11 protein-coding genes are annotated in these 12,908 nt (G+C 73.7%); 4 read left to right on the top strand and 7 right to left on the bottom strand.

Features of this window, described 5'->3' with window-relative positions; genetic code table 11:
- Window positions 1–324 precede the first annotated feature (324 nt).
- Both IE311_RS16560 and IE311_RS16555 read left to right on the top strand, forming a co-directional pair.
- Window positions 325–519, top strand: a complete 195-nt coding sequence (locus IE311_RS16560; protein WP_189832598.1) for a hypothetical protein — start codon at window positions 325–327, stop codon at window positions 517–519.
- A complete protein-coding gene (locus IE311_RS16555) occupies window positions 516–2,831 on the top strand; it encodes a TOMM precursor leader peptide-binding protein (RefSeq protein WP_189832451.1) in 2,316 nt (771 codons plus the stop codon). The genes IE311_RS16560 and IE311_RS16555 overlap by 4 nt, the downstream gene beginning before the upstream one ends.
- A gap of 119 nt (window positions 2,832–2,950) precedes the next feature.
- Here the strand turns inward: IE311_RS16555 and IE311_RS16550 are convergent, their stop codons facing one another.
- Complete coding sequence (locus IE311_RS16550) at window positions 2,951–3,307, bottom strand: transposase (RefSeq protein WP_189832450.1); 357 nt, start codon at window positions 3,305–3,307, stop codon at window positions 2,951–2,953.
- A gap of 272 nt (window positions 3,308–3,579) precedes the next feature.
- Here IE311_RS16550 and IE311_RS16545 point away from each other — a divergent pair, with 272 nt between their 5' ends.
- Both IE311_RS16545 and IE311_RS16540 read left to right on the top strand, forming a co-directional pair.
- On the top strand, window positions 3,580–4,746 hold the full coding sequence (locus tag IE311_RS16545) for a sensor histidine kinase (protein ID WP_229901956.1): 1,167 nt from the start codon (window positions 3,580–3,582) through the stop codon (window positions 4,744–4,746).
- Window positions 4,747–4,822: 76 nt separating this feature from the next.
- On the top strand, window positions 4,823–5,434 hold the full coding sequence (locus IE311_RS16540; RefSeq protein WP_189832448.1) for a response regulator transcription factor: 612 nt from the start codon (window positions 4,823–4,825) through the stop codon (window positions 5,432–5,434).
- Between the two features lie 7 nt (window positions 5,435–5,441).
- On the opposite strand, the gene IE311_RS36695 is transcribed toward IE311_RS16540, so the two are convergent.
- The 6 genes from IE311_RS36695 to IE311_RS16510 all read right to left on the bottom strand — a co-directional run bounded on the left by IE311_RS36695 (window position 5,442) and on the right by IE311_RS16510 (window position 12,763).
- Window positions 5,442–6,413 (bottom strand): hypothetical protein, encoded by a 972-nt coding sequence (locus tag IE311_RS36695; protein WP_229901955.1) that lies wholly within the window; start codon window positions 6,411–6,413, stop codon window positions 5,442–5,444.
- A gap of 126 nt (window positions 6,414–6,539) precedes the next feature.
- The gene (locus tag IE311_RS16530; protein ID WP_189832447.1) at window positions 6,540–7,214 is read right to left on the bottom strand and encodes a 4'-phosphopantetheinyl transferase family protein; all 675 of its coding nucleotides are present in this window, start codon (window positions 7,212–7,214) and stop codon (window positions 6,540–6,542) included.
- The gene (locus IE311_RS16525) at window positions 7,211–8,689 is read right to left on the bottom strand and encodes a condensation domain-containing protein (RefSeq protein WP_189832446.1); all 1,479 of its coding nucleotides are present in this window, start codon (window positions 8,687–8,689) and stop codon (window positions 7,211–7,213) included. Before IE311_RS16525 ends, IE311_RS16530 begins: the two co-directional genes overlap by 4 nt.
- Window positions 8,686–9,213: an acyl carrier protein gene (locus IE311_RS16520; protein WP_229901954.1), complete on the bottom strand. Its 528-nt coding sequence runs from the start codon at window positions 9,211–9,213 to the stop codon at window positions 8,686–8,688. The genes IE311_RS16525 and IE311_RS16520 overlap by 4 nt, the downstream gene beginning before the upstream one ends.
- Window positions 9,210–11,009 carry an acyl-CoA dehydrogenase gene (locus IE311_RS16515; RefSeq protein ID WP_189832445.1) on the bottom strand — a complete coding sequence of 600 codons (1,800 nt, stop codon included), beginning with the start codon at window positions 11,007–11,009 and terminating at the stop codon, window positions 9,210–9,212. The genes IE311_RS16520 and IE311_RS16515 overlap by 4 nt, the downstream gene beginning before the upstream one ends.
- The gene (locus IE311_RS16510; RefSeq protein ID WP_189832444.1) at window positions 11,006–12,763 is read right to left on the bottom strand and encodes an acyl-CoA dehydrogenase family protein; all 1,758 of its coding nucleotides are present in this window, start codon (window positions 12,761–12,763) and stop codon (window positions 11,006–11,008) included. The genes IE311_RS16515 and IE311_RS16510 overlap by 4 nt, the downstream gene beginning before the upstream one ends.
- Window positions 12,764–12,908 lie beyond the last annotated feature (145 nt).

The raw sequence follows: 12,908 nt of genomic DNA, 5'->3' as shown, positions 1-12,908 counted from the left end.
GGCGCCGGCGGGAGGACCCGGGGGCGGGTGTCGGTGTGGGCGTTCGAGGCCGGGGGGGTGGCGGCGGGACGGCCGGGGTCCGGGTGTGGGGTCGGAGTGCGGGACGAGTACGAGAGGTCGGGGTGGGGAGTCAGGGTTCGGGCGTGACGGCTTCACATGCGGGCAGTGACCGCAGCACTGTCCGGCGCCGTGCCGCATTTTGCAGAATCTTGGCAGACACCGCATCACCACACGGTCATCGCACGCTCATCGCACACTCCGTGCTCTCCGTGCCGCGTGACGTCCGTGCCGATCGAACGATTCGACCTAGGAGACCCCTTACCGATGAGCGACATCCTCACGAACCGCACTCTCGCCGGCGACACCTCCTTCGGCCCGGTCTCCGGCGCCGGTGTCGCGGGCCTGGTGATCGAGGACATCGACAACCTGGCGCCGCAGTCCGTGGCACTGTTCACCATCTGTGTCATGGCGGCCCAGTCCGCCCCCGCCCCGACGTCGGGTGCACGGCTCAGCGCATGACCGTCACACGGGGGAAAGAACTGCCGACGGTCGCCGTCGACGCGGACCGGGTGGGCTTCAAGAGCCATCTGCGTCCCGAGACGGTGCCGGGGCAGGCGGTGTATCTGGTGTCCCAGCGGGGGCTGACGACGCTGCGAGGGGAGCACGCCGAGGTACTGGCGCCGCTGCTCGACGGCACAAGAAGTACGGCGGGCGTTCTGCGCGAGGCCTCGCGCGTCCTGCCCGCGGAAGAGGTCCTCGGCTCGCTGCGGGCGCTCGAGTCGGCGGGGCTGCTGCGGGTGCGGCCCGCCGGGCCGGGGCCGGTGGCCGGTGCGTCCACGTCCACGGCGACCGAGGCGTTCTGGGATCTGCTCGGGCTCGACGGCGGACGGGTGCCGGACGCCCTCGCCCGGGCCCGGGTGCGGGTCGTGAGCCTGACGGACACGGAACCCGCCGAGTTCGCCCAGGCGTTGCGCGGTGCCGGGCTCAGCCCGGTGACGGACGCGAGCGCTCCGGCCGAGCTGTCCGTCGTCCTCTGCGACGACTTCCTGTCCCCCGGGCTCGCCGAGGTGGACGGGGCGCACCGGCGGGCGGGGACGGCCTGGCTCCCGGTGCGGATCGGCTGGTCGGATCCCTGGATCGGGCCGGTGTTCCAGCCCGGCGACGGACCCTGCTGGCACTGCCTCGCCTCGCGGCTGCGTGGTCACCGGCTGTCGGAGGGCCTGCTCCAGCACTCGCTGGGGCGGCCCGACCCGGTGCCGCTGCCGCCGGCGACGCTGCCCGTGGTCCGGGCGCTCGCCCTGCACCTCGCGGCCCTGGAGGCCGCCAAGTGGCTGGGCGGGCTGCGCAGTCCGGAGCAGTCGACCGTACGCACGCTGGACACCGTACGGCTGACGACGACCGCCCATCCGGTGGCCCGGATCCCGCAGTGCCGGTCGTGCGGGGATCCCGATCTGGTGGCGCGGCAGGTCCGCGCCCCCTTCACCCCGGTCTCCCGGCCCAAGGTGACCGGGGCCGGCAACGGGCACCGGGCGCTGACCCCGGAGCGGATGCTGGAGAAGTACGGGCATCTCGTCGATCCCGTGACGGGGGTCGTGAAGGAGATCCGTCGCGCCCCCGGCAGCCCCGCCTTCCTGCAGACCTTCCTGTCCGGGCACAACCTGGCGATGCCGGGGCGCTCCCTCGCGGGGCTGCGGGCGGGGCTGCGGAGCCTCAGCGGAGGGAAGGGGCTGACCGAGACCGAGGCGCGGGTCAGCGCCCTGTGCGAGGCGGTGGAGCGGCACAGCGGGACCCGGCAGGGTGACGAGCCGGTGGTCAGGGACTCGCTGCGCGGGCTGGGCCCGGCGGCGATCCATCCCAACGACTGCCAGCTGTACGGCGAGGGGCAGTTCCGGGAGCGGGACCGGTGGAACGCGCGGGGGTCGCGCTTCCAGTTCGTGCCCGAGCGGTTCGATCCGGCACGTCCCACCGACTGGACCCCGGTCTGGTCGCTCACCGGCCGGACCCAGCGGCTGCTGCCCACGTCGATGCTGTACTTCGGTCCCGAGGCGGGGTCCGACGGGTTGTGGGCGGACTCGAACGGGAACGCGGCCGGCAGTACGCGTGAGGACGCGCTGGTCCAGGGCTTCCTGGAGCTGGTGGAGCGGGACGCGGTCGCGCTGTGGTGGTACAACCGCACCCGGCAGCCGGCCGTGGACCTCTCCGCTTTTCCCGGGGATTACCTACCGGAATTACTGGCCGGTTACCGTGCGGTCAACCGATCGGTATGGGTGATCGACCTCACCGCGGATTTCGGAATTCCGGTAATGGCGGCACTGTCCCGGCGTACGGACAAGCCCGCCGAAGACGTGATTTTCGGATTCGGCGCCCACTTCGATCCCCGGCTCGCCCTGCGGCGCGCCCTCACCGAAATGGGACAACTCCTCCCGGCGGTGAGTGGGGTTACTCGAGAAAACTCCGGATACCGTGTGGACGATCCCGAGGCGCTCGACTGGTGGCACACCGCGACGGCGGCGGGCCGCCCTTATCTGACGCCCGATCCGACGGTGCGGCCGCGCCGGCCGGAGGACTGGACGTACGTCCCGACCAGCGATCTCCTCGACGATGTTCACAGGATCACGGAGCTGACGCGGGAACGCGGCATGGAACTCCTGGTCCTCGACCAGACGAGAGCGGACCTCGGCATTCCGGTGGTGAAGGTCATCGTTCCCGGGATGCGGCAATTCTGGGCGCGGTTCGCGCCGGGGCGGCTCTTCGACGTACCGGTGGCGCTCGGACGCCTGAGTTCTCCTCTGTCGCGCGAAGAACTCAATCCCGTACCGCTGTTCGTGTAAGGGGCTGTCTCACGTGGTCCGCGGGGCGGACCGGTGAAGGGGTCGACCGGCACGCGGGTCGGCCCCTTCCTGCCGTCGGCGGGACCTGCCGACGGCAGGCTCCCGCACCGTCGCCCCGCTCAGCCGTCGGCGCAGCAGCGGAGGTTGGCCGCGTCGACGATCGCGGCCACCCAGCCCGCCTCGCTCCCCCGGCCGAGCGCCTCCGCGGCCGCCCGGTCGAGCGCGTGCCAGAGCCCGGAGTTCGACCAGACGGTGAAGCGGCGATGGGCGGTGGCGGGCGACACCCCGAAGGTGTCGGGCAGCAGCCGCCATGAGCATCCGCTGGTCAGGACGTAGACGACGGCGGTGAAGACGGCGCGCTCCGAGAGCGGCGAAGTCCCCCCGCCCTGGGGCCTTCTGGAGAACCGGGGCAGCAGGGGAGCGGTCAGATCCCACAGGGTGTCCGGCACCAGCCGGCAGGACAGTTCGGCGCGCACGGAGGCATCATGCCGTATCCGCCGGTACCACGTGAGACATCCATCAACACAAAACGCTCCACTCATAATTCACCAACGAGGCTTATGATCGAACACGAGTGTGTAGGGGTGCGACACGAGTGTGCACAGGGGTGCGAACAGAAGAGGCCGCGAGGACGATGCCAGTTCCCGATGAGCTCAGCCATGACGACGTCACCGGTCGACGGGACCGTGAGGAGAGACCGGAGGGGGCGGGGGCCCAGCACATTCCGATCGCCCCGAGATTCGCGACGGTGATCCTGACGTCGGCGCTCCTGAGCTACCTCGGCATCACCGCGCTGAACATCGCCGGGACCTCGCTCGGGCCGTTACCGATGGGCGTCTGCCTGCTGTGCCTGGTCGCCATCTTCGTGCTCCAGCTCCAGCACTCCCGCCCGGGGGCCGACCTGGTGTCCCCCGTCCGCAAACGGATCACCCTGAGCCTCCAGGCCCTCCTCACCTATCTGCCGGTGATGGTCTTCGAGTCCCAGTGGGGCGCCATGGCGGGCTTCCTCGCCGGCTCCCTGCTGCTCCTGCTCCCCCCTCGGATCGCCTGGCCGATGTACGGAGCCGTCGGACTCAGCATGCTGGCGCCGCCCGCGATCGACGGACGGCCGCTGATCGACAGCATCTATCTCTTCCAGTCGACCCTGCTGACCGGGCTCGTGGTCTACGGGCTCTCCCGACTGGCCGCACTGGTACGCCAGTTGCACGAGACCAAGAACGAGCTCGCCCGGATGGCGGTGACGAAGGAGCGGCTGCGGATCTCGCGCAACCTCCACGATCTGCTGGGCTACAGCCTCTCCGCCATCACTCTCAAGAGCGAGCTCATCCACCGGCTCGTCCTCACCCAGCCGCAGCGCGCCAAGGCGGAGATCGAGGACGTCCTCGCCCTCTCCCGGCAGTCCCTCGCCGACGTGCGGCGCGTCTCGCGCGGTCTGCGCGACATGTCGCTGCAGAGCGAACTCGCCTCGGTCACCGGCCTCCTGGAGGCGACCGACGTGAAGGTGAGCACCGAGGTCCGGCTCGACGAGCTGGGCCCCGAGGTCAACACCGTCCTCGCCGCCGTGCTCCGCGAGGCCATCACCAACATGCTGCGCCACTCGCGCGCCACGGAGTGCTCCATCGAGGCGGTCCAGGACTGCGGGCGGGTGCGGCTGGTCGTCACGAACGACGGTGTGGCCGCGGTCTACCGCGACACCTCTCAGGACAGCGGCGCGGGGCTGCAGAACCTGGCGATGCGACTGCGCTCCGTCTCCGGTCGGCTCACCATCGCCCACGGGTCCGACGGAACGTTCCGGCTCACCGCCGAGGCTCCCGTCGCCTTCGTCCCGGCCCCCCGCGAGGCGAGCGAGGACGCCTTCCGCCGGCCTCGGGCCGAGGAGCCGTCGACGCTGCCGTGTACCGGCCCGGCCGCCTGATCCTTCGTATCCCCCCATCAGCGGAGATCCTCCGCGCCGTCATCACGGGCCCACAAGGCCCAGAGGAGTTACCGCCATGGACATCCGCATTCTGCTGGCCGAGGACATGCACATGGTGCGCGGGGCGCTGGTGGCGCTGCTGAGCCTCCAGGACGACCTCACCGTCGTCTGCGAGGTCGCGCGCGGCGACGAGATCGTCCAGGCCGCGCTCGAACACCGCCCCGACGTCGCCGTGATCGACATCGACCTGCCCGGACTCGACGGCCTCAGCGCGGCGGCGAGACTGAGGGAACGGATGCCGGAGTGCCGCATCCTGATCCTGACCAACCTCGGACGCCCCGGAACACTGCGCCGGGCCCTCATGGCGCAGGTGTCCGGATATCTCCTCAAGGACGCGCCACCGGGTGAACTGGCCAGTGCGATACGGCGGGTGGCCGCCGGCCAGCGGGTGATCGACCCGCAGCTGGCCCTCGACACCTGGAACAGCGAGGAGACCCCGCTCACCGAACGGGAGACGGAGGTCCTGCAACTGGCGGCCGAGGGCCGCGACCCGGCGGAGATCGCCAAGGTGCTGCGGCTCTCCCTGGGCACCGTACGGAACTACCTCACGACCATCGTCTCCAAGCTCAACGCACGCAACCGGGTGGACGCGATCCGCACCGCGCGGGAGGCCGGCTGGCTGGTGTAGCCGAGGGCTAGGAGACGTCGGGTGCCGGGAGCGCCGGCGGACCGGACGATCCGGACGGGCCGTACCGCGGGGGTGCGGGCGCGTCGGGCGGTGGGACGACGCGCAGGGGGTCCACGGGGACCCCGGGCGGAAGGTCCACCGGGAATCCGGGCGGGGAATCCACCGTGGGCCCCGGCAGGGGGGCCACCGTGACCCCGGGCGAGCGGTCCGCGGGGAACCCGGGCGAGGGGTCCGCGGGGAACCCCGGCGCGGGGTCCGCGGGGAACCCCGGCGCGGGGTCCACCGGGACCCCGGGCGCGAGGTCCACCGGGAACCCGGGCGCTAGGTCCACCGGGACCCCGGGCGGAGGGTCCACCATGACCCCGTGCGGGGGATCCACCGGGACCGCCATGCCCGCCGCCAGGAGGTAGCCGATGACCCCGCGGGTGACGCCCGCCGGCAGCGGCAGCGCGGCCACCGCCTCCTCCGCCCGGCACGGCCGGGTCAGCATGCCCACGATCCACACCGCCTCCGGGCGGTGCACCACCACCCGGTACGCGCTGTCGCGCACCTCCATCACCAGGCCGTCCGCGCGCAGCACCAGCGAGGTGCCGACCACCAGCCGGAAGCGGCGGTCGGCCGGCACCGCGCCGAGGCGGAACACCGCGTCCCTGCTGAGCGGATGCGCCGAGAGGAGCGGGCCCAGCAGATCGTCCATGGCGATGGTCCGCACCACCAGGTGCGCGACCTCCCGCAGGACGGGGAGCAGGATCAGGCAGCCGGGAGCGCCGGTGCCGGGCGCCTGACCCACATTGGTCAGGCGCACCGGCCCCAGCTGCATACGGCGCAGGGCCTCTCGTACGAGGCCGTCGGTCTTGAGCCGCTGGGCACCCCACCGACCGCTGAGGACGGTCTCGAAGTCGTCGTCTCCCCCGACGAGAACCACGTCCTCGTCCAACGACCAGAGGTGCACCACCTGATGCTCATCCGTGTCGCTCAATGGGGCCTTCCCGGTCGAGACGGATGTCTCCTGAAAGTATCGGCAGGCTTCCGGCGCCGGGACAGGTCAGTGAACACACCGCGCACATGAAGATCTCATACGGGTTCCCCCACTTGCGCGGTCCTCTCACCTCGGCGCTCCTCCCGACGGCGTCGGGTACGGCGGCACCAGGATCGACGTGACGACAAGCCCCCTGTCCACCGTCCAGCGTCCCGTGAACCCCTCGGGAGGAACCCGGGGATGGGAGGCGAACAGGTGCGCCGTGAACGTGCCGGCCGGGTCCATGACGATGTCGGCCTCCTCGTGCCCCAGCCACCGGTACGTGAGGGGGAACCAGGCCTTGTAGACCGACTCCTTCATGCTGAACAACAGCCGGTCCCAGTGGACCAGGGGGTGCCGGCCGGACAGCTCGGCGATCCGGCGCAGCTCGGCCGGCAGCGCGATCAGCTCCAGCACCCCGTCCGGAAGGGGCAGATGGGGTTCGGCGTCGATGCCCAGGGAACGGGCGTCGGCCTGCCGTGCGACGGCGGCGGCGCGGTAGCCGTCGTGGTGGGTCATGCTGCCGACGATGCCGGGCGGCCACACGGGTGCGCCGCGCCGCCCCCGAGGGATGGGGACGGGCGGCATCCCGAGGCCCGCGAGCGCGCGGCGGGCGCACCAGCGGGCTGTGGTGAACTCGGCCAGGCGTTTGGGCGCGGCGGTGCGGACCGCCTCGCGTTCCAGGCCGATGAGGGTCAGTCCGGGCGGGTCCTCGAAGGCCTCGGCCACGGACACGGGGGCCGGCAGAAGGGTTCCGATCACAGGTGCCTGGCCAGGGGGAGGTCGGACCGTCCGGCGACGGCGTCGAGCAGTTCGAGGAACCGCCTCCGGTGGCGGGAGACGTCGTCGGGGCGGTGCCGGTGGGAGTTCGCGCGGAACTCGAGGCGCAGTCCGTGCGGGGGGAGGTGGCCGGGGCCGGTCCGCACCTCCTCCCTCTCGCTCCCCTCGTTCGGGGCGGGGAGCTCGCGGTAGACGTTGAGGTCGATGTCCGCGACGAGCCCCACCGGGTACGGGCGGCAGGTCGCACGGCAGGAGCCGAAGCGCGACAGCGCTCCGAAGGTCATGACGTTGACCTGCGGCGCGGGCGGCGTCGCGACCGGTTCCGCCGTACGGGGCGAGGGTCCGACGGCCCGGTGGCGCTGATGGCGCAGTGCCTCGCGGACCTTCACCCCGGTGTGCCGTACGAGTGCGGCGAAGCTGGCGTCGGGGTCGACGGCGAGCCGGAGGGGCAGTTCGTTGGCGAGCTGGGCGGGTGTGTCGAGCTCCGCGCGTGAACGGCGGGCCGTCACGGGCAGGTTGACGACGATCCCGGTACGGCCGCCGTGCCGGTCGTACGACCAGACCGCGGTGGCGGCGATCAGGGTGGCCGCCTCGTGGCCGACGGGCGCGGGGCCCTCGCCCCGGCCCGCGGCGAGAAGGGTGCCGAGCCGGTGGGGCGTCAGGACGGCGGTCCGGGAGACGGCGGGGCCCGGAGGCGCGACGTGGCCGTCGGCGGCGACCGGGTGACGAGGGGTGCCGGGGGCGCCTGCGGCGGCCGGGCGTCCAGGGCTGTCGGGCCCGTCGGAACCGTCGGGTGGGGCGGTGGAGGACCGCTCGGCGTGCCAGTAGGCGGCGTCCTCCGCGTACTGCGGCGAACGGAGATAGGCCGCCTCGTCGGCGGCGAGCCGTTCGAGGGGTACGGCGGCGGGGGCCGTCGGGGCCCGGCCGCTCTCGAAGGCCTCGTACAGCTCGGCGAGCCGCCGCAGATAGAGGTACTGGCCGAAGCCGTCCAGAACGATGTGGTGGTAGCGGAAGTACAGCAGGGCCCGCTCGGGCCCGAGCAGGAACAGTTCGTGCGCGCAGGGGTCCTGCCGGGCGAGGTCGGTCACCGTGGCCAGGTCCGCCCGTATCCGCGCGTCGGCGACGGTCTCCGGATCCGCCTCGTGGCGGAGATCGGTGACGGTGAGCACGGGCAGGGGCGGCGGCACGAGGGCGCGGCGGGGCCCGTGGGGCGTCATGTGGAAGCGGGTCCGGAGCGTCTCCGTCTCGCCGAGCGCGCGTGCCACGGCGCGGTGCAGGGCGAGCCGGTCGAGGGCACCGATGAGGGTGAGCGCGACCCCGCACTCGTGGAGCGGGACCGCGGGGGCGTGCCGCTGGCTCTCCCAGATCCCGTACTGCGCGGCGGCGAGGTGCCGGGGGCGCCCCCGGGCCCGGGTCGAGGTCGGGGGCGCGGGGGCGGGTGAGGTCTCGGGGGTCACCGGACGGCCGCCCGGACGTCGGCGTGGGACGGGGCGGGGCCGGCGGCCGGGTCGGCGGCGTCGACGAGGCCCAGCCGGGCGAGGCCGACGGCGGTGGCGGCGCCGGTCAGTCCGGCCTGCCCCGTCGGTCCGGCCTGCCCCGTCGGTCCGGCCGGGTCCTGCCGGGTGGTCGCGGGGGCCGGGTCCGGGGACACGGTCTCGGCCGGGGCGGGTGCGGTCGGGGCGAGACCGGTCGAGGCGGGTGCCGTCGGGGCGGGGCGTTCCACCGCGGTGCACAGGGCGTTCAGGGTCGGGTTGTCCCACAGGACCGTGGGGTCGACCGTGACGCCCAGCCGGTCCTCCAGGTCCGCCGCCACCGAGAGGGCGTAGACCGAGTCCAGGCCGTACTCGCTCAGCGGGGTGTCCGGGGACAGGTCCGCCGGGGACATCCGGAGGTGTTCGGCCACCCGGGCGGCGAGCCAGGCCCGGGTGGCCGTCGGCTCCTGCTCGGTGCCGTGCTCGATGACTGTTCGGCTGTGGCTCACGGGTTTCGTCCTTCTGCGTCGGCGGAGTGTCGGGAGGCGCGCGGCAGGAGGGTGTACCCGCCGCCGGTCCGGTGGCGCTCGACGAGCCGCTCCCACAGCGCGTCCTCCAGCGGGCGCGGCAGGGCGCGGGCCGCCGCGCCGCGCGGAGTGCTCAGGCGGTGGAGCGCCGCCGCCGCCCAGTCCGGTTCCGAGAGCTCCGGGACGCCGGTGCGGCGCGCCCACGACCAGGTCCCGAGACAGGCGGCTGCGGTCAGGAGCGTGGTGTACCGGGTCGTCAGCTCGTACGCGTACGGGCTCGCCGCCACCGACAGGTCGCCGGGGTCCAGCGCCGCGCACGCCTCGGCCAGCCGCACGGGTTCGCGTGCGAAGCGCTCGGCGTGGGCGCGCAGCAGGCCGTACGCGGTTCCCGCGCCGTCCGGCAGCCCGTCGAGACCGGCGGCGATCGAGGTGCTGAGGCTCTCGCGGCCTCCGGCGCTCAGCGCCAGGGCCCCGAAGTCCAGCGGCGGCAGGTCCTCCCCCGCCGCGAACAGCGCGGCCGGCGGTGTCCGGTGCTCCCGCCAGGCCCGCCGCGCCAGCAGCGGCAGTTGGGGCAGCAGCGAGACCTGGCAGGCCGCGCGGGCGGCGTGCCCGAAGCCGACGGGCTGGATGTCCCGCAGCAGCTTCTGGAAGAGGGCGCTGGGGCCTTCCCGCAGGTAGAAGTGGGCGCCGAGCACTCCGGACAGCCGGTTCATCGCCTCCATCAGGATCCCCGACACCACGTACTTGACCGCCTGCGCGTGGATCGCCGTCTCGCCCGGCAGCAGGTGCAGGGCGCGGGTGGCGACGGTCGCGAGGGAGTCGGCGGTGAGGAGGTCGACGTAGACGCCGGTGAGGACGGACCGCACGTGTGGCAGGTCGGCCGCGGTCCTGCCGTACAGCCGGCGGTTCCGCACATGCCGCAGCGTCGTGTCGAGGGCGGTGTCCACGATGCCGACGGACATCGACACGAGAGTGGTGCGGGTGATCTGGAAGGAGCGCAGCGCGGTCTCCAGGCCGCGGCCCGGTGTCCCGCCCAGGACGCTCGTGGCGGGCAGCGGGCAGGAGTCGAACCGCAGGCCGCCCAGCTGGACCCCCCGCATGCCGGTGGTCCGGTAGCGGGGCAGATGGGTCAGCCGACCGGCGGGGACGTCCGCGACCGGGACGTACACCTGGGAGTGGCTGCGGCTGCCGGGGGCGGTGGAGGTGCGGGCGAGGAGGACCAGGGCGTCCGCGCGCCGGGCGTTGGTGATGACCTCCTTGCGCCCGTCGAGGACGAGCCGGTCGCCCCGGGGCAGGGCGGTGAACTCCGTACGGGCCATGTCGTTGCCGTGGGCGAGCTCGTGGTAGCCGACGGCTATCCGGCCGCCGCCGCGGAGCAGCCGCGCCGCCTCCGCGCGCTGTCGCTCGTCGCCGGCGGTCCAGATGTTGACGGCGGCGATGAACGAGGCGGCGCCGTGGCCGAGTCCGAGACAGGGGTCCCGGCGGTAGACGGCGCGCATCACCTCGACCAGATGGTCGAGGCGGGTGAGCCGGCCGCCGAGTCCGGCGGGGACGAACTCGGCGTGCAGGCCGTACGCGTGCAGGGCGTCCTCGCCCGCGGCGAGCATCTCGCCGCGCTCGTCGGCGTCGAGGACGGCGGCCCGGCCGACCGGGTTCCCCGGGTCGTCGGGGTCGCCGAGCAGCGCGTCGAGGGCGCCGAGCCGGGCGGGCCCGGACGGTGGAGGAGGCGAGGGCGGTGAGAGGGGCGGTGCGCCCGTGTCTCGTGTCGTCGTGCTCATCGCGCGCCCTCCTGCTTTCGGGGCGAGGGCAGGGTCAGTGAGTGGTGGGCCGGTCCCAGCAGGCCGTCGGCCAGGCGGTCGTGGGCCTCCGCCCGGCGTTCGTCGATGGGCAGGCCCAGTCGGCCCAGGACCAGGGCGAGACCCGCGCGGAGCCGGAGGCCGGCGTCCGCGGTGCGGGGGCCGGCCGTCCAGCGGTGCAGGACGGCCGCTCCCGCGAAGCAGAGTTCGTAGCGTTCGGCCAGGTCGAAGGCGGTCTGGGGGACGTCTCTCGGGGTGCGGTCGAGGGACTCCATGGTCCGGTGCACCGCCCGGGTCACCGCTTCCAGTTCCGCCGCCATCCTGGCCGTCTCCCTGGGGAGCATTCCGTGCCTGGCCGCGCGGCGGACCTCGCCGGCCGCCTCCGGGAGGAGTTCGACGACCGTGCTGCCCGCGGACAGGAGCCGGAGCCGCTCCGGGGCGAAGGGAGGCAGGGCGCCCGTGACGGTGGCGGGGAGGGCCGCCGGGTTCGCACGGCCGGCGCGCCAGGCGCGGGCCAGGGACGGGAAGTGGTCGGCGGTGAGGTTGCGGGTGACGGCGGTGCTGCCGTCGAAGACGGCGACGATCCGGTGGTCGCGTTCCAGCTTGGCGAAGGAGCCGTCCAGGTATCCCTCGCTCAGGAAGCCCCGTACGCCGAGGAGTTCGGTGATCCGGTCCAGGGTGTCCTGGACGAGGTTCGGGACCAGGGCCTTGGTGACGGCGGAGACGAGGGCGAGTTCCGGGGTGAGCGTGTGGATCGCGCGGGCGGCGACGTCCACCACCGTCTCGGCCACGTCGAGCGCCGCCGCCGCCTCGCCCAGGGTGCGGCGGACCCGGGGCAGGGTGGCGAGATCGCGGCCGTAGAGGTTGCGGCCCCGGGCGTACGGGACGGCGACGTCGAGCGCGTGGTCGAGGGCGCCGAGCGAGAGCGCCGTGCACAGGACGCGGGTGAGCTGGAGCGTCCGCAGGACGGTGTCGAGTCCGGTGCCGGCCTCCCCGACGAGGGCGTCGTCGTCGATCACCGCCCCGTCGAAGGCGATGCCGCTGATGTCGGCGCCCCGGATGCCGTGGGTACGGACCTTGGGCAGGACACGGTACGAGCCGGGGGCGAGACGGGTCTTGTCGACGAGGAACACGCTGAAGCCGCGGGGTCCGCCGCTCTCCCGCGTGCGGGCGAGGAGGCAGACGTACCGGCTCCGGCCGGCGTTGTTGATCAGCCACTTCTCGCCGTCGAGGCGCCAGCCGCCGCCGGGGACGGGCCGGGCGGTGAGCCCGCCCGCGAGGAGGTCTCCGCCGTGGTCGCGTTCGGTCAGGGCCCAGGAGACGACGGCGCCGCGGCGGACGGACTCGGCGAGCCGGGCGGCCTGGTCGGGGCGGCCCGCGAGCCAGACGGGGGCCGCGCCGAGGAAGGTCTTGCCGTGGGCGACGGCCACGGTGAGGTCGCGGCGGGCCACGGCCCGCTGGAGGCCGACGAGTTCGGGCATGGCGCGGAGCCGTCCGCCGTGCCGGACGTCGACGTAGTGGGCGGGCAGCCCGAGGGCGTCGAGCGCGGCACAGGCTTCCGCCGGGAAGTCCTCGCGCCGGTCGAGCTCGGCGTTGGCGGCGGCGCCGAACGGGCCGGACGCCGGGTCGGAGCCGTCCAGGAGGGTTCCGAACGCGGCGACGGACTCGGCGACGGACGTCGTGGCGCGGAACGCGTCGGAGGCGGTGGCGGACTCGGTGGCGGAGACATGGGACACGGTGGGTTCCCCGGGGGTCGTGGGCCTGCCGGGCCGGTTCGGACGGGGCGGAGGGAAGACCTTCGGGGTCTTCGCCGCTGTGGGGGGTGTGCGCGGGCGGCGCTGCGGCGAAGACCCCGGCGGTCGGGACGACGTCGGTCAAGGG

Origin of the sequence: Streptomyces zaomyceticus (assembly GCF_014656215.1) — a bacterium.
Lineage (GTDB): Bacteria > Actinomycetota > Actinomycetes > Streptomycetales > Streptomycetaceae > Streptomyces > Streptomyces zaomyceticus.
This window is presented reverse-complemented; position numbering and strand designations above follow the sequence as displayed.

Bases quoted from the DNA above. Each gene is read 5' to 3' on its own strand.
- IE311_RS16560 (WP_189832598.1), top strand. From the start codon at position 325: ATGAGCGACATCCTCACGAACCGCACTCTCGCCGGCGACACCTCCTTC.
- IE311_RS16555 (WP_189832451.1), top strand. From the start codon at position 516: ATGACCGTCACACGGGGGAAAGAACTGCCGACGGTCGCCGTCGACGCG.
- IE311_RS16540 (WP_189832448.1), top strand. From the start codon at position 4,823: ATGGACATCCGCATTCTGCTGGCCGAGGACATGCACATGGTGCGCGGG.
- IE311_RS16515 (WP_189832445.1), bottom strand. From the start codon at position 11,009: ATGAGCACGACGACACGAGACACGGGCGCACCGCCCCTCTCACCGCCC.